Annotated in this window: 25 protein-coding genes; 9 read left to right on the top strand and 16 right to left on the bottom strand. The window is 68.1% G+C overall.

Features of this window, described 5'->3' with window-relative positions:
* Nucleotides 1-7 precede the first annotated feature (7 nt).
* Entirely contained in the window at nt 8-931 is a 924-nt protein-coding gene (locus ACZ5PO_RS35015; RefSeq protein WP_464187337.1) for a LysR family transcriptional regulator, read from the top strand.
* Between the two features lie 105 nt (nt 932-1,036).
* On the opposite strand, the gene ACZ5PO_RS35010 is transcribed toward ACZ5PO_RS35015, so the two are convergent.
* Together ACZ5PO_RS35010 and ACZ5PO_RS35005 are read right to left on the bottom strand one after the other, a co-directional pair.
* Nucleotides 1,037-1,798, bottom strand: coding sequence for a glucose 1-dehydrogenase (locus tag ACZ5PO_RS35010; protein ID WP_464187336.1), 762 nt, complete (start codon nt 1,796-1,798; stop codon nt 1,037-1,039).
* A 27-nt stretch (nt 1,799-1,825) separates the two neighbouring features.
* Complete coding sequence (locus tag ACZ5PO_RS35005; protein WP_464187335.1) at nt 1,826-2,707, bottom strand: SDR family NAD(P)-dependent oxidoreductase; 882 nt, start codon at nt 2,705-2,707, stop codon at nt 1,826-1,828.
* 216 nt (nt 2,708-2,923) lie between these two features.
* Here ACZ5PO_RS35005 and ACZ5PO_RS35000 point away from each other — a divergent pair, with 216 nt between their 5' ends.
* From ACZ5PO_RS35000 to ACZ5PO_RS34990, 3 genes are all read left to right on the top strand, one after another.
* Nucleotides 2,924-3,922, top strand: a complete 999-nt coding sequence (locus ACZ5PO_RS35000) for an NAD(P)H-dependent flavin oxidoreductase (protein WP_464187334.1) — start codon at nt 2,924-2,926, stop codon at nt 3,920-3,922.
* A 172-nt stretch (nt 3,923-4,094) separates the two neighbouring features.
* Complete coding sequence (locus ACZ5PO_RS34995) at nt 4,095-4,412, top strand: NIPSNAP family protein (protein ID WP_464187332.1); 318 nt, start codon at nt 4,095-4,097, stop codon at nt 4,410-4,412.
* Between the two features lie 214 nt (nt 4,413-4,626).
* Nucleotides 4,627-5,385, top strand: coding sequence for an SDR family NAD(P)-dependent oxidoreductase (locus ACZ5PO_RS34990; protein WP_464187331.1), 759 nt, complete (start codon nt 4,627-4,629; stop codon nt 5,383-5,385).
* A 231-nt stretch (nt 5,386-5,616) separates the two neighbouring features.
* Here the strand turns inward: ACZ5PO_RS34990 and ACZ5PO_RS34985 are convergent, their stop codons facing one another.
* From ACZ5PO_RS34985 to ACZ5PO_RS34955, 7 genes are all read right to left on the bottom strand, one after another.
* Nucleotides 5,617-6,822, bottom strand: a complete 1,206-nt coding sequence (locus ACZ5PO_RS34985; RefSeq protein ID WP_464187330.1) for an ABC transporter substrate-binding protein — start codon at nt 6,820-6,822, stop codon at nt 5,617-5,619.
* A 241-nt stretch (nt 6,823-7,063) separates the two neighbouring features.
* A complete protein-coding gene (locus tag ACZ5PO_RS34980) occupies nt 7,064-7,606 on the bottom strand; it encodes a TetR/AcrR family transcriptional regulator (RefSeq protein ID WP_464187329.1) in 543 nt (180 codons plus the stop codon).
* 26 nt (nt 7,607-7,632) lie between these two features.
* Nucleotides 7,633-9,195, bottom strand: coding sequence for an acyl-CoA synthetase (locus ACZ5PO_RS34975; protein WP_464187328.1), 1,563 nt, complete (start codon nt 9,193-9,195; stop codon nt 7,633-7,635).
* 35 nt (nt 9,196-9,230) lie between these two features.
* The gene (locus tag ACZ5PO_RS34970) at nt 9,231-10,355 is read right to left on the bottom strand and encodes an Rv3169 family protein (RefSeq protein WP_464187327.1); all 1,125 of its coding nucleotides are present in this window, start codon (nt 10,353-10,355) and stop codon (nt 9,231-9,233) included.
* Between the two features lie 36 nt (nt 10,356-10,391).
* The gene (locus ACZ5PO_RS34965) at nt 10,392-10,874 is read right to left on the bottom strand and encodes a hypothetical protein (protein WP_464187326.1); all 483 of its coding nucleotides are present in this window, start codon (nt 10,872-10,874) and stop codon (nt 10,392-10,394) included.
* Nucleotides 10,871-11,878, bottom strand: a complete 1,008-nt coding sequence (locus ACZ5PO_RS34960) for a phosphotransferase family protein (protein WP_464187325.1) — start codon at nt 11,876-11,878, stop codon at nt 10,871-10,873. Before ACZ5PO_RS34960 ends, ACZ5PO_RS34965 begins: the two co-directional genes overlap by 4 nt.
* 23 nt (nt 11,879-11,901) lie before the next feature.
* Nucleotides 11,902-12,360 carry a nuclear transport factor 2 family protein gene (locus ACZ5PO_RS34955; RefSeq protein ID WP_464187324.1) on the bottom strand — a complete coding sequence of 153 codons (459 nt, stop codon included), beginning with the start codon at nt 12,358-12,360 and terminating at the stop codon, nt 11,902-11,904.
* A gap of 311 nt (nt 12,361-12,671) precedes the next feature.
* Between ACZ5PO_RS34955 and ACZ5PO_RS34950 the strand changes: the two genes are divergently transcribed.
* The 3 genes from ACZ5PO_RS34950 (at nt 12,672) to ACZ5PO_RS34940 (ending at nt 17,537) form a co-directional block, all read left to right on the top strand.
* Nucleotides 12,672-13,895: an ABC transporter substrate-binding protein gene (locus ACZ5PO_RS34950; protein WP_464197158.1), complete on the top strand. Its 1,224-nt coding sequence runs from the start codon at nt 12,672-12,674 to the stop codon at nt 13,893-13,895.
* A gap of 166 nt (nt 13,896-14,061) precedes the next feature.
* Entirely contained in the window at nt 14,062-15,627 is a 1,566-nt protein-coding gene (locus ACZ5PO_RS34945; protein WP_464187322.1) for a class I adenylate-forming enzyme family protein, read from the top strand.
* 215 nt (nt 15,628-15,842) lie between these two features.
* On the top strand, nt 15,843-17,537 hold the full coding sequence (locus ACZ5PO_RS34940) for a GMC family oxidoreductase (RefSeq protein WP_464187321.1): 1,695 nt from the start codon (nt 15,843-15,845) through the stop codon (nt 17,535-17,537).
* Between the two features lie 35 nt (nt 17,538-17,572).
* Here ACZ5PO_RS34940 and ACZ5PO_RS34935 read toward each other — a convergent pair whose 3' ends face one another.
* Both ACZ5PO_RS34935 and ACZ5PO_RS34930 read right to left on the bottom strand, forming a co-directional pair.
* Nucleotides 17,573-17,869: an addiction module antidote protein gene (locus ACZ5PO_RS34935; RefSeq protein ID WP_464187319.1), complete on the bottom strand. Its 297-nt coding sequence runs from the start codon at nt 17,867-17,869 to the stop codon at nt 17,573-17,575.
* On the bottom strand, nt 17,862-18,164 hold the full coding sequence (locus ACZ5PO_RS34930; protein ID WP_464187318.1) for a type II toxin-antitoxin system RelE/ParE family toxin: 303 nt from the start codon (nt 18,162-18,164) through the stop codon (nt 17,862-17,864). The genes ACZ5PO_RS34935 and ACZ5PO_RS34930 overlap by 8 nt, the downstream gene beginning before the upstream one ends.
* A gap of 49 nt (nt 18,165-18,213) precedes the next feature.
* On the opposite strand from ACZ5PO_RS34930, the gene ACZ5PO_RS34925 reads away from it, so the two are divergent.
* Together ACZ5PO_RS34925 and ACZ5PO_RS34920 are read left to right on the top strand one after the other, a co-directional pair.
* A complete protein-coding gene (locus tag ACZ5PO_RS34925) occupies nt 18,214-18,381 on the top strand; it encodes a hypothetical protein (RefSeq protein WP_464187317.1) in 168 nt (55 codons plus the stop codon).
* Nucleotides 18,382-18,590: 209 nt separating this feature from the next.
* Entirely contained in the window at nt 18,591-21,977 is a 3,387-nt protein-coding gene (locus tag ACZ5PO_RS34920) for a carboxyl transferase domain-containing protein (RefSeq protein ID WP_464187315.1), read from the top strand.
* Nucleotides 21,978-21,995: 18 nt separating this feature from the next.
* Here the strand turns inward: ACZ5PO_RS34920 and ccoS are convergent, their stop codons facing one another.
* The 5 genes from ccoS to ACZ5PO_RS34895 form a co-directional block, all read right to left on the bottom strand.
* On the bottom strand, nt 21,996-22,193 hold the full coding sequence (gene ccoS, locus ACZ5PO_RS34915) for a cbb3-type cytochrome oxidase assembly protein CcoS (RefSeq protein ID WP_464187314.1): 198 nt from the start codon (nt 22,191-22,193) through the stop codon (nt 21,996-21,998).
* Nucleotides 22,193-24,478 (bottom strand): heavy metal translocating P-type ATPase, encoded by a 2,286-nt coding sequence (locus ACZ5PO_RS34910; protein ID WP_464187313.1) that lies wholly within the window; start codon nt 24,476-24,478, stop codon nt 22,193-22,195. Before ACZ5PO_RS34910 ends, ccoS begins: the two co-directional genes overlap by 1 nt.
* Nucleotides 24,479-24,531: 53 nt before the next feature.
* Nucleotides 24,532-25,359, bottom strand: a complete 828-nt coding sequence (locus ACZ5PO_RS34905; protein WP_464187312.1) for a DUF2189 domain-containing protein — start codon at nt 25,357-25,359, stop codon at nt 24,532-24,534.
* Nucleotides 25,360-25,570: 211 nt separating this feature from the next.
* Nucleotides 25,571-26,449, bottom strand: a complete 879-nt coding sequence (gene ccoP, locus ACZ5PO_RS34900) for a cytochrome-c oxidase, cbb3-type subunit III (protein WP_464187311.1) — start codon at nt 26,447-26,449, stop codon at nt 25,571-25,573.
* A complete protein-coding gene (locus ACZ5PO_RS34895; protein WP_464187310.1) occupies nt 26,440-26,610 on the bottom strand; it encodes a cbb3-type cytochrome c oxidase subunit 3 in 171 nt (56 codons plus the stop codon). The genes ccoP and ACZ5PO_RS34895 overlap by 10 nt, the downstream gene beginning before the upstream one ends.
* Nucleotide 26,611 lies beyond the last annotated feature (1 nt).

The raw sequence follows: 26,611 nt of genomic DNA, 5'->3' as shown, positions 1-26,611 counted from the left end.
TGATCGGATGGAGCTGCGCCACATCACGGCCTTCGTCGCAGTCTGCGAGGAGGGCAGCATCAACCGCGCCGCCCAGCGGCTGAGCCTGTCGCAGCCGAGCGTCAGCGCCATCATCCGCGACCTGGAGACGGAGGTCGGCACCGAGCTGCTGGAGCGGCTGGCGCGCGGCACCCAGCCGACCGCCTCGGGCGAGACGTTCTATCGCCATTGCCAGCGGGTGCTGGCCGAGGTCGACGGCGCACGCAAAGCGGTGGTGAGCGGCGTCGACCATGTCGCCGGCCCGATCAACGTCGGGCTGGCGCCGACCGCGGCCAAGGGACTGATGCCACGCTTTCTGGCCGGCTATCTCGACGATTACCCGGATGTCACCGTGCGCATCGCCGAGGCGTTCAGCGGCCCGCTGACGGAGTGGACGCTGTCGGGCAAGGTGGACTTCGCCGTCGTCGCCGTCCCGCCCGTCGACCGCCGGCTGATCATCCGCCGCCTCGCCGGCGAGCCGCTGGTGCTGGTGTCGTCGGCAGAGCACGGTGCGCGGGCGGTGGGCCCGATCGTGGACGGACCACCGCTCAAGCTGGTGTTGCCGGCGCCCGACAACGGCTTGCGCACCATGATCGACCGCTACATCCATTCGGTCGGCCTGCCGGTTGCCCGCGCCGTCGAGATCGACAGCTTGCACGGCATGCTCGAGGTGGTGCGCCGCAGCGACTGGGTGACGCTGCTCTCGGTCACCTCGGTCATCAACGAGGTCTCCCGCGGCGAGCTCGCCGTGCGCCGCACCGACCCGCCATTGGAGCTGGAGTTCTACCTGATCCACCCGGCCCGCCGTGCCCTGTCGGCGGCGGCCGTGCGGTTCATCGAGCGCCTCGACGACGCCTTCGCCCAGTCGCACCGCGACTGGGCGCGCATGTTTCCGGAGACGGGGCTGGAGTAGACTGTCGGCGTACTGACCCATGCCGACAGCGCAGTATCGAGCCCCCCGGGACGGATGGATAGTCGGGTTTCGGTCCGGCCATCCATCGGCTTGAAGCGCAGGCGCTCAGCTTGTCATGCCGCCGTCGACCGGCATGCCGATGCCGGTGACGAAGGAGGCGGCGTCCGACAGCAGCCAGGCGACCGCCTCGCCCAGCTCCTCCGGCCGGCCGAAGCGGCCGTTCGGCTGTGAGCCTTCCATGCCGCGGCGGACCGAGTCCCGCTCGTCGATGATCTGGCTGACCATCGGGGTATCGACCACGCCCGGGCAGACGGCATTGATGCGGATCGGCGACTGGGCCACCTCGAGCGCCACCGACTTGGTGAGGCCGATGACGGCGTGCTTGCTGGCGCTGTAGGCGGCCATGGCCCGCGCGCCCTGCAAGCCAGCCGCCGACGACGTGTTGACGATGGCGGCGGGGCCGCCCTGGGCCTGCATCTGGCGCAGCTCGGCGCGCATGCACAGCCAGACGCCCTTCACATTCACCGCCATGATCCGGTCGAAGTCCGCCTCGCTGCCGTCGAGCAGGCGGCTGAGGCGCCCGGGCACGCCGGCGTTGTTGAAGGCGCCGTCGAGCCGGCCGTAGCGCGAGACGGCGGCGGCCACGGCTGCTTCCACGTCCGCGCCGTTCGTCACGTCCGTGCGGATGGATGCGGCCGTGCCGCCGGCCGCGGTGATCCGGGCCCCCGTCTCTTCGGCGCCGGCCTGGTCGACGTCGGCGACCATCACCTTGGCGCCCTCGCGGCCCACGACCAGGCTCGTCGCCCGGCCGATGCCGGAGCCGCCGCCCGTGACCAGAATGACTTTTCCCTGCAACCGTCCGCTCATCGGTATGCCCTCCCTGTTGTGTGTGGTTCAGCCCCGCGAGGTGACCGTTTTCGCGTCGAGGCGTGTGATGACGTTGGGCCGCCCGGTCGTGCCGTAAGTGAAGCCGGTCAGGGTCGACAGGGCGCGATTGCTCGCCCTGGCCTGGAAGAAATTGCCGTGCGCCGCCGTCAGGCCGCCATCGACGGTCAGCGTCTGGCCGGTCACGAAGGCGCTCTGGTCCGACGCCAGGAAGATGAAGGCGTCGGCGATGTCGCGTGGCCGGCCCTGGTCCGGCCACGGCTGGAAGCTGCGGATCGCATCGACGGCACCCTCCTCGTCGCCGGCGATCCAGAGCTGCGTGAAGATCACGCCGGGGCAGATGGCGTTGACCCGAACACGGTGCGGGGCCAGTTCAATGGCGGCCGTCTCGGTGAGGTTGATAACGGCGGCCTTCGCCGCCGAATAGGCCTGCGGCCCATAGCCTGCCCCGGTCCCGGCGACCGACGCGGTGTTGACGATGACGCCGCCGTCGCCCTGGGCGATCATGAGCCGCGCGGCGTGCTTGATGCCGAGAAACACGCCGCCGACCAGGATGTCGAAGGTGCGGCGCCAGTCGTCGTAGCCGAGCTCGGTGATCGGCCCGACGGCTCCCCCGAGCCCGGCGTTGTTGAACAGGATATCGAGCCGCCCGAATTGATCGATCGCGGTGCGCATCATCCGTTCGACTTGCGCCTCGTCGGCGACATCCGCCGCCACGAAGCGAAGCTTGTCGTGAGCGAGCTCACGCAGTGCGTCCGCGCCGCGCTCCTCGTTCAGGTCCGCCATGACGACGCCGGCGCCCGCCGCCAGCAGCCGCTCCACCGCGGCGAGCCCGATGCCGCTCGCGCCGCCCGTGACGACCGCGACCTTACCCTCGAGTTGAGCTGTCATATTTTTCCTCCCGTGCCGCCATTATGGGGCCAAAGCACCCATCGTCCACCGCCCTCGATAACGGGGGGCCACAGCGGGTGGGGCAGGGCCTACACTGGCCTGGCCTGGCCTGGCCGGCAGACGGGCTGACGTTGCCGTCGCCGGCCCGCATAGTCGACGGCGCCGGACTTGCCCTCCGGCCCGCCGAGCCCTTCCACTGCGAGCGTGTGAGAGCCCATGTCCCTCGATCCCAGCATTCGCAGCACGTTGGTGCTACCCGCGATCTGCGCGCCGATGTTTCTGGTCAGCGGGCCGGACCTTGTCCGCGAAGCCTGCAAGGCCGGCCTGATCGGCGGCCTGCCACGCCAGAACGCGCGGACCTTCGCGCAGTTCGAGAGCTGGCTGAAGGACGTCCGCGAGGCGCTCGATCGGCACGCGGGGGAGACGGGCGCTCGCATCGGGCCGATCGCCGTGAACCTGGCGACGCGCCTGCCCGAGGACGAGGTCGCCGCGCACTTCGACGTCTGCAAGCGCTACGGCGTCGAGATCCTGATCACCGTTGGCGGTGATCCGACCGCGCTCGTCAGGCGTGCTCACGATGTGGGCCTCAAGGTGTTCCACGACGTGACCAGCCTGCGCTTTGCCGAAAAGGCGATGGCGGCGCAGGCCGATGGCCTGACCTGCATCGGCGCGGGCGGCGGCGGGCACTCCGGCACCATCAGCCATCTGGCGCTGATCCGGACGATCCGGGCCATGTACGACGGCACCATCATCATGGCCGGCGCGGTCTCCGATGGGGCGACGATCCGCGCGGCGGAGGTGCTGGGCGCCGACCTTGCCTATCTCGGCACCCGCTTCATCGCCACGGTCGAATCGGAGGCACCGGCCGCCTACAAGGAGCTCCTCGTCAGCCAGACGTCTGCCGACCTCGTCTACACCGGCAAGGTCGCGGGCGTGCCCGCCAACTGGCTGCTGGAATCGATCCGCCGCGTCGGGCTCGATCCGGACAACCTGCCCGAGCCGCTGGGCCGGGGCATGCGGCACGACCACCTGCCGGAGCACGCCCAGCCGTGGAAGACGATCTGGAGCGCCGGCCAGGGCATCGACCTCATCAACGACATCCCGACGGTGGCCGAGCTGGTGCGACGCCTGCGCCGGGAATATGTGGCGGCCTGCCAGGTGCCGGACATGTCCGAGGTCGCCCGCCTCGTCGATGAAGCGGCGGCCGCCCGCTGAGCGATTGCCGCCGGCGCTCATATCGCTCCGCTTCGGCTCAGATAGCCTATATATAGGAAAATAGGGTATATATATCCCCGGGCGGCGCGACGTGGCGGCGGCTCTGGCAGGACGACCGCTGTCTCCAGCACGTCGTTTGGTCTCGCGCTTATACGAAGGTGGAAGAATTCGAATGATTCACGAGCTTCGCATCTATCATTGCCAGCCCGGGAAGCTGAATGCCGAGCTGGATCGCCTGAAGGCGGCGGCAACGACGTATTTTCCCCGGCATGGCATCAAGGTCTTGGGATATTGGTCTGTGCTTGTGGGTCCCTCTAATCACGATATCTATTACATTATCGAATGGGGCTCGTACGACGAGCGAGAGGCGCGCTGGACCGCATTCCTGAACGATCCCGAATGGCGGGTCGTGCGGGAACAGAGCGAGGCCGACGGCGTGCTTCTCGCCTCGATCAGCAATATCCTTCTCAAGCCACTCCACTTCGACTGAACGGCCCGGGCTGCAGCGCTCTACATGAGCGACGCAATCCGCCTGCCACGGGTCGAGCGGTGAGATGCTTCGGGACGCTCGTGGAGCAAGGACGCGGGCTCGCCGCAAACGTGCGCTCGCCCATCCATCAGCGTTGGCATAGCCTGCCAGCGGGTCGACGACGATCGTCGGCCCGGAGCCGTCGAGGCTGACAACAACATAGGGTGGATCGCGCATGGCCATATCGTTTTCGCTCGAGGGGCAGGTGGCGCTGGTGACCGGCGCAGGCCGGGGCAACGGCCGGGCGATCGCCATCGGCCTCGCCGACGCAGGGGCCTGCCTCGTCGTGACCGACCGGGACGAGGAGGTCGCCGAGGCGACGGCCGAGACAATCCGCCGGGCCGGCGGGCGCGCCTGGGCCGCCGTGCTCGACGTCGCCGACCGCGAGGCCAGCGTCGCGCTGGCGCGGCGCACCCAGCGCGAGCAGCCGGTGTCGATCCTGGTCAACAACGCCGGCATCGCGGCGGTCGGCCCGCTCGAGAACGACGATTCCGCCGAGAAGTGGGACCGGACGCTGAGCGTCAATCTCACGGGCTCGTACAATACCGTGCGGGCCTTCCTCGCCCAGCTGAAGCAGACGAAGGGCACGATCATCAACATCGGCTCGGTGCTGTCTTTCGTCGGCGCGCGCGGCGCACTGCCGTATGTCGCCTCGAAGGGGGCGGTGCTGCAGATGACCAAGGCGCTGGCGGTCGAGCTGGCGGCGGACGGCGTCCGCGTCAACGCCATCGCGCCGGGCTTCATCGAGACGGCGATGACCGAGCGCACCCGCGAGGATCCCGAGCGGCTTGAGCGGGTGCTCGCCCATACGCCGATGGGCCGCATGGGCCAGCCCGAAGAGCTCGTCGGCGCCGCCGTCTTCCTGGCGTCGCCTGCGGCGAGCTTCGTGACCGGCGTGATGCTGCCCGTCGACGGGGGCTATCTGGCGGTGTGAGGGTTGCGGCAGGTTCTGCGGGCGTCGAGGTTCACCCCTCACCAGCCCCATCCGCTCCGCACGGGACAGCCTCGCCACAAGGGGGAGGCCGTTCGGCAAGCCGCCTCGCCCAACTTCTCCAAGCTTAAAAGGTGAGGCCCCCTCCCTCCCCCCGCGGCGAAGCCGTGGCGGGGAGGGGTAGGGATGGGGGGCGGTCCAGCTTGCGTTGCGCTTCCAGAACTTACGCCGCAGTCACGCATGCCGTACCGGGCCGAAGATGGTCCAGGTTCCGCCCTCGAACTTCATCAGCTGGAGCTGGCGGATAGGGTTGTAGTTTGTCTTCGATGTATTGACCAGGATGCCGGGAATGACCAGCGGCAGCTGAAGGTCCACGATGCTGGTGGCCTGGGCCATGATGTTCTCGCCGGAGAGGTCGTTGCCGCATGTCTCCAGCACATGGATCAGCGCCTGCATGTAGGTCGCGCTCAGCACACAGCCTGGTTCGGTACGATCGCCTTCCGGGTAGTACTTGAGCATGAACGCCCGCCACTCGTTCATCGCCGCGTCGTCGTCCCAGCGCTTGTCCTGCGGGTTCTTGTGCCACAGGCTCGATACGGTTCCATCCTGGAGTCGTGCGCCCGTGCCGGCCAGCACGCGGTCCACCGCCGAGCTGGTATTCAGAATGAACTGCACCGGCGTCCAGCCGAGCTCGTTCGCTTTCTTGGATGCCTGGGCACAATGCTTGAGGGTCGACGAATTGTAGAAGACCTCGACGCCCGCCGCGCGCAGATTCAGGATCTGCGAATCCACGGTGGTGTCGGCGACGTGGTAGGATTCTTCCTTCACGATCATATTGGCGCCGGCGCCCAGCCCGTCGCGCAGGCCCCGGCGGACGCTGTCGCCGATCTCGTCCTGCTGATACAGGATGCCGATCTTCTTGCCCGGCAAGTTCTCGCCGATGTACTTGCCGTAGATGCGGGCTTCCATGGTGGCGGTCGGCGCCAGCGGCATGGTGTAGGGCTGCGTCACCGGATCGGCGAAGCCGTCGCCGCTGGTGCCGCAGAACGGCGTCGGGATCTTGTTCTTGTTCAGGTACTTGACCACGGCGCGGTTGGTCGCGGTGCCGAACAGATGGAAGATCAGGGCGACGTCGTCGTCCTCGACGAGCTTGCGCACCTGTTCGACGGTGCGAGGCGGCTGGTAACCATCGTCGAGGCTGATCAGATTGATCTTGCGGCCGTTCACGCCGCCGCGGTCGTTGATCATCCTGGCATAGGCGAGCTCGAGGCGGCCGTAGATGGCGCCGTAAGAGGACAGCGGGCCGGTGTAGGGATTGGTCTGCCCGATGCGGATCTCCGTATCGGTCACCCCTCGCACCTTTCCGCCCCGGGCGCCGGCACGTGTTGCAACCAGAAGGGCGGCGCCTGCGCCCAGCCAGACGATCTCTCGACGGTTCATTCGATCCTCCCATGTCTTATCAAGTCTTATGGGCGCGCGTTCCCGCGCATCGAGCGAGCGCGGCGATGCGTCGTCACGGCGGCCGAAGCCGCCAAATCCTCGTCTGGTGCCGGGCGCTGCGCCTGACCTTACGGCGCCCGGAGGGTCCGCCGTGTCATGGCGAGGGCCATGGCGACGATGTCGTCGACGGAGATGCGGCCTGGGCCCCACCACTCGATCGTCCAGTTCAGCGCCCCGATGATCAGCAGGCGCAGCGCCCGGCGCTCCGCCCCGAGGCGCAGACGTCGTCGCCCGCCGCGTCGTCGACCAGCGCCTGCCAGAAGCGTCCATACAGCGCCTGCTCCGCCGCAATCGTCTTGCGCATGTGATCCGGCAACTGGCTGGTATTGCGGATGGTGGCTTCGCTATAGTGCGAAATTTCCAGAATATACCTGAGATGCGCCTCGACTGCCGTGCATAGCTTGTCGATCGGCGAGGCGGTCGGCGGCAGCGCGGCGACCGCCTCCTCGGTATGCTCCCTGACCCGCTTGCTGCCGGTCAGCAGCACGTCGAGGACGAGCTCTTCGCGGGACTCGAAATAGTAGTAAAGCGTCGAGATCTTCAGATCGGCTTTCTTGGCGATATCGGCCAATCGCGTCCCGGCATAGCCTTCGCGGCTCAGGACGTAGGCGGCGGCATCGAGAATGCGCAGACGCGAGCTGTCGCCCTTGCTGATCTCGGCCTCCTGCGGCTGCTCTCGCGGGGCACCGCGTTGCGCCGCAGCGCGCTTGGTCAGTTGCTTCATCGGTGAGCCCGCTCGCGCCATGCTGCTCAATGCACCCGCCGTTCGTGCCCGGACCAGAACGGCTCGCGCAGCGCCGCCTTGGCGATCTTGCCGGCGGCGGTCTTGGGCAGCGCGTCCGGCGAGATATCCATGCTGCGAGGGCACTTGTAGCCGGCGATCAGACCGCGGCAATGGGCCAGGAGGTCCTGCGTCTCGAGCCGCTGGCCGTCCCGCGTCGCGACCACCGCGTGGACGGCCTCCCCCCACATCACATCGGGGATGCCGATGACCGCGCATTCCAGCACGGCCGGGTGCTTGCAGATCGCGTTCTCCACTTCGGTCGAATAGACGTTCTCGCCGCCGCTCACGATCATGTCCTTGATGCGGTCGACGATGTAGACGAAGCCGTCCGCATCCATCCAGGCGGCATCGCCGGAATGCATCCAGCCGCCGCGGAGCGCGATCCTGCTCGCGTCGGGGTCGTTCCAGTAGCCCAGCATGACGTTGTCGCCGCGAATGGCGATCTCGCCCACCTCGCCCGGCGGAAGCTCTGCGTCGTCGGGGCCGACGATGCGCACCTCGCAGACCGCGCTGGCGCGGCCGGCGGCGGTGATCTTCCTGGCCATCTCGCCCTCCAGCACGTGGTAGCAGGCGGCGAGCGTCACCGCCATGCCCGCCGTCTCCGTCATGCCGTAGGCCTGGATGAACCGCCAGGTCGGCAGCCGCTCCATCGCGGCCAGCAGGAGCGCCTGCGGGATCGGCGAGCCGCCGTAGATGCAGGTGCGCACGGAGCTGAGATCGTAGGCGGCGAACGAGGGATGGGCGAGCAGCATGTTGACCATGGTGGGGATCAGGACGACGCTGTTGACCCTGTAAGCCGCGATCGCCCGCATCACCGGCTCGGGCTCGAATTTCGGCAGCATGACGTTGGTGCCCGCTGCGGCCGTCGTGTACCAGACGTAGGCCGCACCGGCGAGATGGAACAGCCCGGCGACGTGGAGGTGGACCATGGGCTCCTCGCCCGGCGGGTTGGCCGCCATCCAGCTCCAGGCCAGCGCCAACGCGTTCTTGTGCGACAGCATCACGCCCTTGGGCCGCCCCGTGGTGCCGCCCGTGTAGAAGATGGCGTAGAGCTCGTCGCCCTGGCGCTGCGCATCGGCCGCCGGCGCGGTGCGCGCGATCACCGCCTCGAGCGACCGGGCGCCGGCGGGCGCCTCACCGTCGTCCAGGTAGAGGATGTCCCGGATCGCCGGCACCCGCTGGCGCAGCTCCGCCGCGAGGCCGCCAAAGCTCGCATCCACGACGAGGATTGCGGCGCCGCAGTCGTTGAGCGCGTCGACGATCTCGGCGGCTGCCCAGCGGATGTTGAGCGGCACGATGACACCGCCGGCCCACGGCACGGCGTAGAGCAGCTCGACGTAGCGGTCGCTGTTCATGGCCAGGACAGCGACGCGCTCTCCCGCCGCGAGCCCCGCCTCATGGAGCGCCCCGGCCAGGCGCGGGGCACGCTGCATCACCGCCGACCAGGTGAGGCTGCGGCCGTCGCAGTGGGTGGCGATGCCGTCGGGGCGCATCCGCGCGGCGCGCTCCAGCGACTGGGTGATCCTCATGGCGTCCTCCTCTGAACGGTCGGTTTGCAGCGCCGTCACATGGTCGGCAGGTGCTGCACCTCCTGGTATCTTGGATAGCCGGCCGCTACCCCGCTCTGGATCGTGCCGTAGCCGACGTCGCCGTCGTCATCGAACGCGATCACCTGCTCGGCCAGGGTGCGAAGCTTGCGCCGCGTTGCCGGGTCGGCATGATCCCAGGCGTCGTGGGCGCAGTGCAGCACGCCGCGGTCATCGCCCTGGAACCAGCCGTCGAGGCCGCCATAGAGACCGGCCTTGAGGTAGAACCGTCCCGGCAGTGCGCGGAGCTTCAGGGTCTTCCGTGCGCCGTCGGCAAAGTGGAGCACGAAGCAGCCGCCCGCTATGTGCTGGCTGAAGGGATCGCCGGCCCATTCCAGCATGTGCTCGACGGCGGCGAGGGGGCGCGCAGGGCGGCCATCGGCAAAGGTCTCGTTGCCGACGAAGAAGCGGGTCTCGCCCGGCGCCGTCTCCTTGAGGAAAAAGTGGACGCCGCGGTCGGCGAACTGCGCGCACACCCAGGCGAAGAGCAGCGGCTTGAAACGCGTGACCGGCGGATGGGTTTCGTCGGTCCGTGCCTCCAGGCGCAGCCCCCACGACCGGTCCCGCGCGCCCCAGCACTGCGCCGCGTCGATGTCGAGGCGGCGGCCGTGCACGCTGATCCAGCCGTCGTAGCGGCCGAATTGCACGAAGCGCGAGACGTCGGCGACGATCTGACCTTCCCGCTCCAGGATGTCGCGCCCCTCGTCGTTGGGCGGCAGGCAGGCGCGGTAGGTGAGGTCCATCGACAGGCCGGACTGGTTCGGGTCCAGCTCGATCCGATGGGTACGCAGGCCCTCGGCGACAGTGATCCTGAGCGGCCCGACCGCGGGCGTCAGTGGCGTTGAGCCGGTGTGCCGGGACGCGCGGAAGCTGTACTGGACGCCCTCGATGGTGACGCCCGCGTAGCCGTCCATGACGCCGCGGTTGGGGTAGTAGCCGAGGCCCGCGCCGAAGACGACGTCGCCCTGCGGCACGCGTGTTCCCATGTACCAGAAACGCTCCGTGAAGACCGCACCGCCACGATCGGCGACCGCCGGCTGCGCCTTCGGCGCCGACGTCTGGTGACCGAGGGCATCGTCGTTGGGATGAAGAACGGAGGCCATGCCTTGCCTTTCCGGTGCGATCGGTGTGGCGCGCTGCTAGCTGCTACTGGTGAGGGCGCCTGTCTGGCTTCGGGGCGTCGTGTCGAGCTCCACGAGCGCGGCTGCCCTGCCGTAGGCGGCTGCCCAGCGCTCGATGCCGCGGCGCTGGTCCGGCGTGACGGCTGCCGGGTTATCGTCGAGCCAACGGATGAGGGACACGACGTAGGCGTCGGCATCGGTCAGGGCACGCTGCAACGCCACGACAGACGCGCAGGCCGGATCCGGCCACGAGATGGCGACCGCGGGCAAGGGCGGCAACGGCGCCGCCACCGTCGCCAGTTCGGTGAGGGCGCGGCGCCGCGCGGCCAGCGCCTCCGCCAGCGGAGCAGGGCTCCAGCCGGCCCGCAACGCCAAGAGATCGAGCACCTGCAGCACACTGGCTGCGGCCGCCCGTGCCGTTGGCTCGGCGAGATGCGGCAGCACATCCCGCCGCAGGGTTTCGGTGGCGCCGCTCAGGAGGCAATCGAAGGAATTGCTCACAGGACCTCCTCGAGCGCCTGCGCTAGCCGCTTCAGGTAGAGCGGGGCGAGAAAGCCCATGCACGCCATGCGCAGATCCCGGCCATCGTTCTCCATGCCCGAGATGCTGCCCAGGTTGATGAGGACCAGCTTGTAGAAGACGAAGATGCGGTAGTAGCGCAGCGACGAGGGCAGGACCTGAAGGCCGCTGCGTTGCCGGTAGCGCTCCAGGAAGCGGTCGAGCGGCATCAGCTCGGTCAGCTTGAGCTCGGGCAGCATCGCCCAGGCGAGATCCTCGTGCGGGTCGCCGACGTGCATCATCTCCCAGTCGAGGACGGCGCTGATGCGGCCGGCGTGGACCAGGAAATTGCCGATGCGGTAGTCGCCGTGCACCACCACGGTCCGTGCGGCTGCGGGGCTATGACGGCGCAGCCATGAGGCGGCGAGCTCCACTACCGGATAGGGCTTGTTGGCCCAAGCCTCGTATCTCTGCTGCCAGGCGTCGACCTGTTCGGCACCGCAACGCCTGGCCCGATCGTCCGACCGGCCCGGTTCGACCGCGTGGATGGCGCCCAGGATATCGGCAAACTGCGCGCCAAGGGCCGTCCGATCGTCGCCATCGGCCAAGGCGAGCCCTTGCACGAACGGGTTGAGCTCGGCTCCGTCGGCCTTGCTGGTGATCAGGAAGGGCGCCCCCAGGATCTCTGGGTCATCGCTGTGCCAGAACAGCTCCGGCACCGGCACGTCGGGACTGTCGGCAAAGATGCGGAGGGCCTCGACTTGGGGGTGCGTGGCATAGGGTGCCAGCAATCCGTACGGCGGACCGATCCTGACCACGAGCGCGCGGCCGTCGAGACCGTGGGGCGGCGTCACCCGCAGCACGAAGATGCCGGTGATCCATGACAGGCCGCCGGTCAGCCGCGTGAAGGCCTCGATGCGGACCGGCCGCCCGAGCTGCGCCGACAGAAATTCGGTCAGCCGGGCCACGATGGCCGCGGTGCCGAGGTCCGGCACCGCGGACCTCATGGCGCGCCGCCCCGGCGCGATCGTCACATGACCTTCCAGGTGCGCAGCAACGCCTCGGAATCCCAGTAGTCGGCGTGGGTCTGGATCTGGCCCTTGTCGTTGACGGTGCAGACCGAGACGCCGTCGATGCAGAACGTCGATCCGTCGCGCGGGCATTCGAAGCCGTGCAGGCGCAGCGGCCCGTCATTTGTGCCTTCCCATATCCACTCTGCGGCGAAGCCCTCGGGGGTCGGAAAGATATTCTTGAACGTCACCGTGCACTGGGGCGAGAACTGAAGATAGACCTTCATGAAGCGGCGCAGCATTTCCGGCCCCTTCACCACGACCTGAGAGGCCTTGTCGGTATACTGCCCGTCGGCGGCGTAGAAGCCGACGAGGGTCTCCTTGTCGCCCCAGGCGTCCCCATACGCCTTGAGGAAATCGGGGTCGCCATAGGGGACGACCTTGAAGACCGGCGTGGACCTCTTCACGGCTTGCGTCACGTCTATCTCCCTTATAAAATCGAATTTCGATTTGGTAGAGATAACACCCTCGAACGAAGAGGGCAACACCCTGTTAGGTCGTTGACACGTGCGGATTCATGTCAACGAGTTTGGAATCGTCGACGTCGTCTTATAAAAATAACCGGACAGATGGTTTATTATTAAAGGAAGATAAGGTAAGCGTCGTCGGGTGGGGTCATGCCGCCCAGGGGGCATGGTTCGGCATCCGCAGGGCAGAGGACCTCGAGCCGGAGGAACCGGCCGTCGCCAATCTGCTCCTCGGCAAATAGAACGGGAGGGAATAGATGCAGATGACAGACGTAAGGCGCGCCCGCCTTGCTGCCGCCGTCCTGGCGCTGGCCACGACCGGCGCCGGCGCGGCATTCGCTCAGGATCGACAGCCCGTCGGCGTGACCGCCACGGAGATCAAGGTGGGCAACATCGCGCCATACAGCGGCCCGGCGTCCCTCTACGGCGTGATCGGCAAGACCGAGGCAGCCTATTTCCGCAAGGTCAACGACGCGGGCGGCATCAACGGCCGCAAGGTGAGCTTCATCTCCTACGACGACGGCTACAGTCCGCCCAAGGCGGTCGAGCAGGTCCGCAAGCTCGTCGAGGACGACGGGGTTCTGCTCATCTTCCATCCGGTGGGGACGCCGTCGAACGCGGCGATCCAGAAATACATGAACCTCAAGAAGGTGCCGCAGCTCTTCGTCGCCAGCGGCGCTTCCCGATGGAATGATCCTCAAAACTTTCCGTGGACTATGGGCTGGCAGCCCAACTACCAGAGCGAGGGGCGGATTTACGCGAAATACATCCTGCAGGCGAAACCGGATGCGCGGATCGCCGTGCTCTACCAGAACGACGACTTCGGCAAGGACTACCTGAAGGGGCTGAAGGATGGGCTTGGCGCCAAAGCCTCACTGATCGTGGCGGAGGAGGCCTACGAGACGACCTCGGCGACCGTCGAAGCCCAGATCGTCAAGTTCAAGTCGTTGGGCGCCGACGTGTTCGTGAACGTCACGACGAACAAGTTCGCGGCGCAGGCCATCCGCAAGGCCGGTGAGATCGGCTGGAAGCCACTGCACATCCTCAACAACAATGCCATCTCGATCGGCAGCGTGATGAAGCCGGCCGGCCTCGAGAATGGACAGGGCATCGTCTCGGTCGCCTACCTCAAGGATCCGAACGATCCGCAGTGGCGGGACGACGCCGGCATGAAGGCCTATTTCGACTTCCTGGCCAAATACATGCCCACGGCGGACAAGTCCGACAGCCTGCTGATGTACGCCTACAGCGCGGCGCAGACCCTCGAGCATGTGCTCACCCAATGCGGCGGCGACCTGACGCGCGAGAACGTCATGCGGCAGGCGGCGAGCATCAAGGGCCTTCAACTGCCGGGATTGCTGCCGGGAATCCTCGTCAGCACGAGTGCGACCGATTTCGCGCCGATCAAGCAGCTGCAGCTCATGACGTTCAAAGGCGAGCGCTGGGAGCTGTTCGGCGACGTCATGAGCAGCGCGACGGCGGATTGAGGTCGTTGCCGCGTGCCGCAGTCGACGTGTTCTTATTGTGAAGGATGGCCGGGTCAAGCCCGGCCATGACGACATGGATAGCTTCCGTCCTACTTCAAACGTCATGGCGGGGCTTGACCCGACCATCCTTCAACTCAGGCAAATACGGTCAGTCAGGGAGAGAGACATGGATCCAGGCTCGATCATCCGCCGGTCGGCGCGCCTATACGCAGGCCACATCGCCGTGTCGTTCGAGGGGCGTCAGCAGACCTATGCCGAACTGTTCGAGCGCGCCACCCGTCTGGCAAATGTGCTGCGCGCAGCCGGGGCCGAGCCCGGAGACCGCGTCGCCGTCCTCGGCGACAACGCCTTCGAGACGATCGAGCAGGCGGCGGCGTGCGCCCTGGCGAACAACGCGCGGGCGACGCTCTATACGTACCACGCGCCGGCCATCAATCGTTATCTCCTCGAGCTGACGGGAGCCCGCGTTCTGCTGGTGCAGGCCAAGTATTATGAGGCGCTGGCGCTGCACGTGAGCGGCCTTCACGATCTGAAGACGGTGATCGTCTTCGACGGCGAGGCGCCGGCGGGAACGGTCGGCTACGACGCCGCGCTGGCGTCGGCTTCGCCCGAGGACAAGGTCGTGCCGGTCGACGACGACGACGTGCACATCATCCGCTTCAGCAGCGGCACGACGGGCAAGCCCAAGGGGATCTATCATTCCGTCGGCCGCTGGCGCGCCTACAACAGCGAGTGGCGCTGGGCCACGCCGATGATCGACGATACGAGCCGCTATCTCGTACCCTGTTCGCTCGCGCATCTGGGCGTCGGCTTCCTCTGGGGCTTCCTGACGGTCGGCGGACGGATCGTGCCGATGCCGGCCTTCGATGCCCGGCGCACCCTTGAGCTGCTGGAGCGCGAGGCCATCACGCATGCCGCCGTAGTCCCGGTCATGATCCGTGAAATGCTCGCCGATCCGACGGCTCGATCCCGGGACCTGTCGGCGCTGAAGTGCCTGATGTACGCAGGCTCCCCGATCGCCGCGGCGACGCTGCGGGAGGCCATTCCGATCTTCGGCCCGACGCTGTTCCAGCTCTACGCGCAGAGCGAGGCGATGCCGATGACCATGCTGCTGCCGCAGCATCACCGCGTCGACGGCACAGAGGCGGAGCTGCGCCGCCTGCGCTCCGCCGGCCGGCCGATCGGCAACAACTTCGTCACCATCCGTGACGAGGAGGGCAACATCCTCCCGGCAGATGCGGTGGGCGAGATCGCCTGCCGCGGGCCGGGCACGATGAGCGGCCTATGGAACGACCCGGAGGGCACCGCGGCGCGAACCCTGCCTGACGGCAGCATCCTGACGCGCGACATGGGCTTCATGGATGCCGACGGCTTCGTCTATCTGGTCGACCGCAAGGACGACATGATCGTCTCCGGCGGCTACAACATCTGGCCGTCGGAGCTGGAGGAGGCGCTCGCCGCCCATCCGGCGGTGGCGGAGGTCTCGGTCTTCGGGGTGCCGGACGACAAATGGGGCGAGACCCCCAAGGCCGTCGTCGTGCTGAAGGACGGGGCGACCGCCTCCGCCGAGGCGCTCATCGCACACACCCGGCAGATCGTCGGACCGGTCAAGAAGGTGACGTCGGTCGACTTCGCTTCCGTGCTGCCGCGGACGGCATCGGGCAAGGTGCTGCGCGGCGAGCTCAAGGCGCCCTATTGGAAGGAGCGAGCCAGCCGTATTGGCGGCTCCTGACCGCCGACGCTGGCGCCGGCGCGCTGCGCGACGGCCTGAATGAGCCTGGCTCGGCATGGCTCGTGATCCCAAGTGGTCGAATAACTAACAAACGTCAGTTACATCAGCGATCGCGTGTGGCAGGATGCGCCTCCCGGCGGAGGCGCAGAACGCCCCGTCAGCGGTGGCGGCCGACCGCTGCCGTGCGCGAACAGAACAAAGCTTGGGGAGCGAAATTGTCCGGTCAGAGCGCGGGGTTCGACTATATCGTCGTCGGAGCGGGTGCCGCGGGGAGCGTGCTGGCGGCCAGGCTCAGCCACGATCCCGCCGTCTCGGTACTGCTGCTGGAGGCGGGTGGTTCCGACCGTCATCCGCTTGTGCAGATCCCCGCGGGCTTCTTCTATCTGCTCAATCATCCGCGCTTCGACTGGGGCTATGCGACCGAGCCCGACGGTGACACCGGCGGCCGCGCCATCCCCTATCCGCGCGGGAAGGGGCTGGGCGGCAGCAGCTCCATCAACGGCCTGTGGCAATCCTGGGGTTTGCCGGGCGACTACGACGCCTGGGCGGCGGCGGGGTGCGCGGGATGGGCGTTCGATGACGTCGTGCCCTATCTCCTCGGCTCGGAATCCTACGTCGCCGCCGGTGTCGAGGGCCGCGGCCGGGAGGGCCCGATCGTGGTCTCGGATTTCACCGATCACCATCCCCTGACCAAGGCCTTCCTGCAATCGGGCGCGGCGCTGCAACTGCCCATCCTGCGCGACTACAACCGTGATCCCCGGGAGGGGGTGAGCCTGGTGCAGCAGACGCGGTCCGGGCGCTTCCGCATGAGCGCGTCGCGCGCCTACCTGCGCCAGGCGATGAAGCGCCGCAATCTGGCGGTGATCACCGATGCCCACGTCACGCGCCTCATCTGCGAGGGGCGAACGGTGACCGGCGTTGCCTATCGCCGCGGCGGCGGGACGGAGACGGCGCGGGCGCGGCGCGAGGTCGTGCTGGCCGCCGGCGCGATCAATTCGCCTCACCTCCTGCAGCTGTCGGGCATCGGCGACGGCCGGCAGCTCCAGGCGCTCGGCATCCCGGTCGTCCATGACCTGCCCGGCGTCGGCCGCAACCTCCACGACCATTACGTCGTCCGCGTCGTGCGCGAAATCCGCGGCCAGACGACGTTGAACGAGGAAGCCCGGGGCTGGCGCCTGATGCGGGCAATCCTCCGCTATGCGTTGTTCGGCGACGGCCTGCTCACCTATTCGGCCGGGAACGCGACGGGCTTTCTGCGCAGCGATCCGGCGCTCGCCACGCCGGATCTGCAGCTGGTCTTCACGCCGGGCAGCTATTCGCCGAAGCGGCCGGGAAAGCTCGACGTCGTCCCCTCCGCCTCATGCGGCGTCTGGCAGATGCGGCCGGACAGTCGCGGCGAGGTGAGAGCCAAGTCGGCCGATCCGCTGGCGATGCCGTCGATCCGGCCGGCCTTTCTCCAGGCGGACACCGATCGGCGGGCCATCGTGGCGGGGCTGCGCCAGTGCCGCCGCATCATGGATGCGCCGCCGTTCAGCGCCAGCGCCGGACAGGAGAAGGTCCCGGGCATCGCATTGCAGTCCGACGACGAGTTGCTCGACTACGCGCGGCGGACCGGCTCGACCACCTTCCATCCCGTCGGATCGTGCCGCATGGGCAACGGCCCCGACGCGGTCGTGGCGCCCGACCTGAAGGTCCACGGCATCAACGGGCTGCGCGTCATCGACGCGTCGATCATGCCGAGCATCACGTCGTCCAACACGCACGCACCGACGGTCATGATCGCCGAGAAGGGCGCCGCGCTCATCCTCGACGAGCTTCGGCGCGGCGGCCGTACCGTCGACTTGACGAGGAGCGGCGCCAGCGCTGCCTTCGCGGCGAGCTCGAGCGGGATGCCGGGCCCGACGGTATGAGCGCGCTTACGCGCAAGCCCGGCTCGTCGACGTCGCTATGCGGCCTTCTTGAACTTCGCCGGCGCCAGGCTAAGGTCGAATGCCTTCATGACGGCCAGGGTTGTCTCCAGGGTCGGGTTGCCGTTGCCGCTCAGGGACTTGTAGAGCTGTTCGCGGTTGAGGCCGGTGGCGTTGGCGATCTTGGTCATGCCCTTGCTGCGGGCGACGATGCCAAGCGCCTCGGCGATGTGCTTGGCATCGCCGGTCTCAAACGCGTCGGCAAGAAAGATCTTGATGCCGGCCTTGCTGGTGAGCAGGTCGGCGAGGTCGAGGTCCAGGATCTTCTCAGCCATTGTCGTCGTCCTTCCATTCCTTCGCCATCCGGATGGCCGCGGCGATGTCGGTCTGCTGGGTGCTCTTGGTGCCGCCGCAGAGCAGGATGATGATTTCGGCTCCACGCTGCTGGAAGTAGATCCGGTAGCCGGGGCCGTAGTGGATACGCAGTTCGCTCACGCCCGAGCCGACTGGCTTGGTGTCGCCGGCATTCCCCCTCTGAAGCCGCAACAGGCGGGCGGCGATAGCAGCCGATGCCTTGCTGTCCCTCAGCTTCTTGAGCCACTTGCTGAAGGTTTCGGTCTGCCTGAGCACGCTGAAACGTAGTTAATAAACTACAGTCTGTCAATCGAAATGGTGACCCATGACCTGGCGTAACCGCGTCCGGCCAGCGTCGTTCCGCAGGGCCCAGTTCCATGTCGAGGCCGGCGCCGATCGCTATTTCGAGGACACCGCGGCGAACGTCGTGAACAAGTCCGATGACGCGGCCGGCGCCGCATCTGGCCGCGCGGGGGAGGACCTGGCGCTGTGAGCGCCTCGGACGCAAGAGAGGCTGCCACGCTGGCTTCGTCCACCGCCCACATTCATGTCAATACGTTGACACATCTGGCGACCGTCCCTAAGAGATTCGCGCGGTACGCGACCACCCGCATCGGCTGCGCGCCGCGTTTTGACGGGTTCGCCGGCCAGCGAGGCGCAGGAGGCCCGTCGGCATCCGCACCCACCACGGGATGAAACCAGATGACGATAGCCAAGCTCCTGATCGCCAACCGGGGTGAGATCGCGGTGCGCATCGCGCGCGCCGCCTCGGAGCTGGGCATCGCCAGCGTCGCCGTGTTCGCCAAGGACGACGCCCGGTCGCTGCACGTTCGCGTGGCCGATGAGGCGGTGGCGCTGGAGCGCGAGGGCGCGCCAGCCTACCTCGATATCGAGGCGCTGGTGGCGGCGGCCAAGGCGTACGAATGCGACGCCATCCACCCCGGCTACGGCTTTTTGAGCGAGAGCGCGGCCTTCGCGCGGCGCGCGGCAGCGGAGGGGATCACCTTCGTCGGGCCCGCACCTGAGCATCTCGACCTCTTTGGCGACAAGTCGAAGGCGCGCGCCGCGGCGCGCGCGGCGGGCATCCCGCTGCTCGCCGGCACGGCGGGACCGACCAGCCTGGACGAGGTGAAAGCGTTCTTCACCTCGCTCGGTCCGGATGCCGCGGTGATGATCAAGGCCATCGCCGGGGGCGGCGGCCGCGGCATGCGCGTGGTCACGACGCTCGATGCCATCGACGCCGCCTACGAGCGCTGTCGCTCGGAGGCGCAGAGCGCCTTCGGCTCGGGCGAGCTCTACGTGGAACGCTACCTGCCCGCGGCCCGTCATATCGAGGTGCAGGTGGTGGGAGACGGCCGCCGCGTCACGCATCTGGGCGAGCGCGAATGCTCGATCCAGCGGCGCAACCAGAAGATCGTCGAGATCGCGCCCAGCCCGACCTTGCCGGCGGCGCTGCGGGAGGCCTTGTGCGCCGCCTCGGTGCGCCTGGCCGAGGAGGTCGGCTACCGCGGCCTCGGCACCTTCGAGTATCTGGTGCCCGCGGGTCCGGGCACACCGACCGAGTTCGCCTTCATGGAGGTGAACCCGCGACTGCAGGTGGAGCACACGGTGACCGAGGAGGTCTACGGCGTCGACCTCGTGCAGACGCAGTTGAAGCTCGCCGCCGGCGCCCGCCTCGCCGATGTCGGCCTCGCCGAGCGGCTTGCGCCCCGCGGCTTCGCCATCGAGCTGCGCGTCAACATGGAGACCATCGCGGCCGACGGCTCGGCCCGGCCTTCGGGCGGCACGCTGGAGGCCTTCGACCCGCCGTCGGGGCCGGGCATCCGCGTCGACAGCTTCGGCTACGCCGGCTACACCACCAGCCCGCGCTACGACTCCCTGCTGGCCAAGCTGATCGTCCACAACGCATCGCCCGTCTATGTCGACGCCGTGCGCCGCGCCTACCGCGCCCTGTGCGAGTTCCGCATCCAGGGGGTGGCGACCAACCTGCCGCTGCTGCGGGCGCTGCTGAAGAGCCCGGCCTTCGTCGCCAACGACGTGCATACCCGCTTCCTCGAGCAGCACATCGGCGCGCTGCTGGCCGAGGCCGACGGCGGCCACCGCGAGCTGTTCCACCGCGCGACCGCGGCGCCGGGCGCCGGGCGGCCCAAGATCCGCAGCTCCAGGGAGCTCGATCCACTCGCCGTGTTCGACGGGGAGGGCGGTGGCCCATCGGCGGAAGAGCCGTCGGCGCCGCCTGCGATGGCCGAGGTCGAGGCTCCGGAGGGCATGGTCGCCGTGGCGGCGCCGCTGCAAGGCACCATCGTCGGCATCGACGTCGAGCCGGGGGCGCACGTGCGGGCCGGCCAGCCGGTGCTCGTGCTCGAGGCCATGAAGATGGAGCACGTGGTGACGGCCGAGGTGGCCGGCATCGTCCGCCAGGTGCTGGTCGCAGCGGGCGACACGGTGTTCGAGCGCCATCCGCTGCTGTTCGTCGACCCGGCCGAGGTCGAGGGCGTAGATGCCGAAGGAGACGAGACGATCGATCTCGACGCCATCCGCGCCGACCTGGCCGAGGTGATCGAGCGGCATGAGGACCTATACGACGCGCGTCGGCCCGACGCGGTGGCGCGCCGGCGCAAGACCAACCAGCGCACGGTGCGCGAGAACATCGCCGATCTGGTCGATCCCGGCAGCTTCATCGAGTACGGCGCGCTCGCGGTGGCCGCCCAGCGCCAGCGCCGCTCGTTCGACGAGCTGCGCCGCATCAGCCCGGCCGACGGCATGGTCACCGGCCTCGCCTCGGTCAACGGCGACCTGTTTCATGATGAGGCGTCGCGCTGCGCCGTCATGGGCTACGACTACACGGTGTTTGCCGGCACCCAGGGCGTCATGAACCACCACAAGAAGGACCGGCTGCTCGGCCTGGCCGATCGCTGGCGGCTGCCGGTGGTGGTGTTCGCCGAGGGCGGCGGCGGCCGTCCCGGCGACGAATGGCCGACGCCGGCGGGCCTCGACACCACCACCTTCCTGCGCTTCGGCGCGCTCAGCGGGCTGGTGCCGGTGATCGGCGTCACCTCCGGACGGGCGTTCGCCGGCAACGCCGCCGTGCTCGGCGGCTGCGACGTCATCATCGCGGCCGAGAACAGCAACATCGGCATGGGCGGCCCGGCCATGATCGAAGGCGGCGGCCTCGGCATCTTCCGGCCCGAGGACGTCGGGCCGATGAGCGTGCAGGTGCCTAACGGCGTCGTCGACATCGCCGTGGCCGACGAGGCCGAGGGCGTCAAGGCCGCCAAGGCCTACCTGAGCTATTTCCAGGGGCGGCTCGACCGGTGGGACTGTGCCGACCAGCGCCTGCTGCGCCGCGCCATCCCGGAGAACCGGCTGCGCGCCTACGACATCCGCGCCGTCATCGACACGCTGGCTGACGCCGGCTCGGTGCTGGAGCTCCGCCCGGCCTTCGGCATCGGCATGATCACCGCGCTGATCCGTATCGAAGGGCGGCCGATGGGCCTGATCGCCAACAACTCGCGGCACCTGGGCGGCGCCATCGATGCCGATGGCGGCGACAAGGCGGCCCGTTTCATCCAGCTCTGCGATGCCTTCGACCTGCCCATCGTGTCGCTGTGCGACACGCCCGGCATGATGGTGGGACCGGAGGTGGAGAAGACGGCGCAGGTGCGCCACGTGTCGCGCATGTTCATCGCCGCCGCCAATGCCACGGTGCCCTATTTCACCGTCGTGCTGCGCAAGGGCTACGGGCTCGGGGCGCTCGCCATGGCCGCCGGCAGCAGCCACGCCTCGTTCTTCATCGTGTCGTGGCCGACCGGCGAGTTCGGCCCCATGGGCCTGGAGGGCGGTGTCAAGCTCGCCTACCGCAAGGAGCTCCTGGCCATCGCCGATCCGGTGCAGCGCAAGGCCTGGTTCGACGACATGGTGGCCAAGGAGTACGAGAAGAACAAGGCGCTGAGCAGCGCCACCTACCTGGAGGTCGACGACGTCATCGACCCCGCCGACACCCGCCGCTGGCTGGTCCGTGGCCTGCGCTCGCTGCCGGCCCCGGTCTCTCGCACGGGAAAGAAGCGCGCCAGCGTCGACGTGTGGTGAGCGGCGGGGCGCGAGGCCTCAGGGCACCGGGGAGTCGGGCGCGTCCGGAGGACGAGCTGGGCCGCTGCGAATGGGACGGTCATCGTCGAACAGCACGCGCTCTGCCGCGCCGTCGAGATCGTCATACTGTCCGCTGCGCAGTGCCCACATGAAGGCGGCGAGACCGACGAGGCCCAATCCCAGGGCGATCGGCACAAGATAGAGGAAGTCCGCCATCAGACGCGCTCACTCCACAGGGCTGAAGCGTGCTCCAGCCGCGCCGGATCGACGGTTCTCGCGCCGCCCGGCGTGCTTCGGGCTGGGGCCGGAAGCCGCAAGGCATTGGCAACAACGATGAGCGACGATAGCGACATGGCTATGGCGGCGACGAGCGGCGTTACATGGCCCAGGACGGCGATCGGAACGGCGATCACATTGTAGCCGACCGCGAGCATCAGGTTCTGGCGGACGTGGGCGCGCGCCGCGCGGGCGACCTCGACCGCCTCGGGCACCGCGCGCAGCGTCTCGTGCAGGAAGACGAGGCCAGCGGCATTGCGGCCGATGTCGGCGGCGGACGCGGGCGCCATGGACGCATGGGCGGCCGCGAGGGCCGGCGCGTCGTTGATCCCGTCACCGACCATGAGAACCTTGTGGCCCTCGCGTTCAAGGCCGGCGATGTGGGCCGTCTTGCCGGCAGGAGACATATGGGCGTGATAGGGAACGCCGAGACGTGCCGCGAGCTGCCGCACGGCGTCGTCACGATCTCCCGACAGGATCCCGACGGGCAGTCCCGCTCGACGCAGCGCGGCGACCGTCTGCACCGCGTCTTCGCGAAGCTGGTCGTCGAGGGCAAAGGCCGCGAGCAGCACGCCATCCTTGGCGAGGACGACGCTCGCCAGCGCGTCCTGCGCGCTCGGTTTGGCGAGCGCCCACGCCGGACGGCCCAGGCGGTAGGTGCCGGAGCTCAGCCGGGCTTCGAGCCCGGAGCCCGGGCACTCGGAGATCGTGGTTGACGTGACGGGCTCCGCGGTCCCCCTCGCGTCCGCTGCCGCCGCCAAGGCGCGCGAATAGGGATGGCGGGAATGCGCGGCGATGGCTGCCGCAAGGCTCAATGCCGCCGGATCGATCACGTCCCGGTTCGTGAGCCGTGGCATTCCAAGTGTCAGCGTGCCGGTCTTGTCGAAGATCACGGTATCGACATCCGCCAGGCGCTCCAGCGCGCCGCCGTCCTTGAGTAGGACGCCGCGCTCGAACAGACGCCGCGCCGCCACGACCTGGACCATGGGCACGGCGAGACCGAGTGCGCAGGGGCAGGTGATGATCAGCACCGCAATGGCGATCGTGATCGCCCGATAGAGGTCGCCCGTCGCCACCAGCCATCCGACAAAAGTCAACAAGGCGGCAGTATGGACGGCGGGCGCGTAGAGAGCGGCGGCCCGGTCGGCGATCCGCCGATAGGCCGAGCGGCTCGTCTCGGCGGTCTCCATCAGGCGGATCATCTCGGCCAGGAATGAGCACCGCGCGGGGGCTGTCGCCACGATCGTCAAGGGGGCCGTGAGGTTCAAGGTCCCGGCCTGGAGGATCGCACCTTCCGCCGCCTGCCGCGGTCGGCTCTCGCCGGTCACCAGCGAGCAGTCGAGCTCGGATCGACCGCTGACAATGCGGGCATCGACGGGCACGCGCTCGCCCACGGCGAGCAGAACCGTCATGCCCGGCTCGATCTCGTCGATCGGCAGGTAGGTGCGCGTGCCATCCGCCCGGGCCACCACGGCGCCACGGGCGGCGAGGCGCGCCAGCCCCGTGACCGCCGTCCTGGCGCGCTCCCGCATCATGTGATCCAGCGTCCGGCCGATCAGCAGGAAGAACAGTAGCGAAACGGCGGCATCGAAATAGGCGTGCTGGCCGTGATGGATGGTCTCATAGAGGCTCATCCCGAACGCGAGCAGGACGCCGATCGAAATCGGCACATCCATATTGGTGCGGCCGCGCCGGAGCACGGTCCAGGCCGAACGGAAGAAGATGCGGCCGGAATAGGCGAGGGTAGCGAGGGCCATCGCCGCGGAGAGCCAGTGAAATGCATCCCGGGTATCGGCATCCGCCCCCGACCAGACGGCAACCGAGAGCATCATGATATTGCTGGCCGCGAAGCCGGCGACGGCAAGCGCGCGCACCAGGTCGCCCAGCGTGCCATCCCTGCCATCGGCGGCGACGTCATGGAGGTGGCTGGGATAGCCCAGCGCGTCCAGCGTCGCGATGAAGGGGGGCGGCGCGGCGGTCGCCTGCCAATGCACCGTCACCCGCTTGGCCGAGAGGTTGACTCGCGCTGCCACGACGCCGGGCAGTGCGCCGAGGGCTCTTTCAATTGCCTGGATGCAGCCGCCGCAATGGATCGTCGGCACCGACAAATCCGTCTGCCGCAGGCCATCGCCGATGATCCGGCTTGCCAGCAGCACCTCGTCGGAACGGCACGTGGGATCGCTCCGGGGCAGGGTCTGCTCGTCGGCGGGAGCGCAACAGCTCATCGGACCCCTTCCTTGGACCTGTCAGGACAAGGCCGGCCGAGCCCGGCCTCTCCTCAACGCGATGGCGCCGTCGCGTCCCGCTTCAGCGCCCGATACGCGTGCCACGTGCCGTGCCCCAGGACCGGAAACACGACGATGAGGCCCAGGAGCCCGCTCGCCAGGCTGAGGAGAAACAGGCCGAGCACGATGGCGCCCCACACCAGCATGACCGGCAGGTTCTTGCCGACGAGGGCGAAGCTGGTTCCCATGGCGGTGAGCGCGTCGACCGGCTCTTCCATCAGCATCGGGATCGACAGGGCGCTGATCGCAAACGAAAAGGCGGCAAACAGCGCACCGACGCAGCTGCCGACGAGCAGCATCGCCCAGCCCGTTGGCGTGGTGAACAGCATCGGAACGATGTGCGCCAGGCCGGGGAAGGGTTGGAGCCCGAAGAACAGCGCGTAGACGATGACGGCCGCGCGCATCCACAGCAGCATCAGCAGGCACAGCAGCACGCCCGTGAACAGAATTTGCGCCCCCGATTTCGGTTGCACGAAGATCATCTGCGACAGCCCGACCGGCTCACCGGCCGCGAGGCGTCGGCTCTTCTCGTAGAGTCCGACCGCAATGACCGGCCCCACCACCATGAAGCCGGCGAGGGCGGGGAACAGAATGTAGTCGCGTCCAAACGCATAGAGGCCGCCGATGATCGCGGCAGAGACCAGGAACACGAGGGCGCCATAGGCGAGGCTCGGCGCCGGCTGTGTCCAGAGGTCCCGCCAGCCCTGTGCGAGCCACCGCACCGCCGTCCCCGGGGGCAGGTGGCGGCTCCACCGGTCCTCGTGCGGCAGCGGCGGCATGACCTCGGGGATCGTGACGGAAGGGTGGCCCGGCTCGCTCATCTCGCCTCCGCTCCGTCTCGATGGGGTGTGCAGGATGATTGCGCGGCGCTGAACACGCCGCGCCCACCTTCGCCCGTCCGGGTGTGGGGGACACAGTCCGGCTGCGACGTCGCGGCCACGTGGACGAGGTGCCAGTTCGCGGCGGCGAGAAGCGCAATTCCTGCGGCGACGATGAGCCAAATGGCGCCGCGGCGCCGGTCGATCGCGGCGCTCATGGCTGCTTGTCCCGCAGGTCGAACAAATAGAGCGCCAGGATCTTGCGGTCGACGGCGGACAGGCGCGCCTCCCATGTCGGCATGTGGCCCTGCCGGCCGTCCCAGATTGTCGTGAATATCGATTGGAGATCGCCGCCGTAGATCCAGACCTTGTCGGTCAGATCGGGAGCGCCGACGTCGGCCTTGCCCTTGCCGTCTTCACCATGGCACGACGCGCAATTGGCGGCGAAGATCACCTTTCCGGCGGCGAGCTGGTCGGCGGGCGCCTTCGTCGGGGCCGGATCCGAGAGGCTGAGGACGTAGGCCGCGACATTGTCAATGTCCTTGCGCGGCAGCATGCCGTCGCGCCCGAACGCGAGCATCTGCGAGACTCGGCTCTTGGGGTGGGCGGAGTTGATCCCGACACGGATCGTTTCAGCGATGGCGTCGGGCGAGCCTCCCCACAGCCAGGCATTCGTCGTCAGGTTGGGAAAGCCTCGGTTGCCCATTGCAGTGCGGCCATGGCAGGCGGCGCAGTTGTCGCCGAACAAGGTTCGGCCGGCCGACCTGACCATCGCCATCAGTCGCGGATCGCTTTGAATCTGCGCGTAGTCCTCCTTCTCGACCAGCTCCATCCAGGTCGCCCGGTCGAGCGCCGCCTGCTTCAGCGAGGTGCTGACGATGGCGCGCTGGTCATTGCCGAGGAGGCCCTTGGTATAGGTGACGCCGAGCGGCCACGCCGGCATCAGCACCCAATAGCCCAGCGAAAACAGCGCGGTCGCGATCAGGAAGACGTAGACCACGCGCGGGACCGGGGTGTTGAGCTCCTTGATCCCGTTCCACTCGTGGCCGGTGGTCAGGTATCCGGTCAGGGGATCGCGCTCTTCTACCGCCACGGCTTGTCCTCATCGGTCAAAATCGCGCTCGCTGCCTGATCGAACCGCTTTTTGTTGGCGGGCCAGTAAGCATAGAGGAGGACAATGCAGGACAGTCCGAGCAGATAGAACAGGCCTACGGACTTGGAAAGCCAGACGAGCGTGTCGTGTGCCAAGGGCATG

This window comes from Chelatococcus sp. KU-N122 (assembly GCF_055391085.1).
Note: the sequence above shows the minus strand (reverse complement) of the source record. Positions and strands in the feature narration are given on the sequence as shown.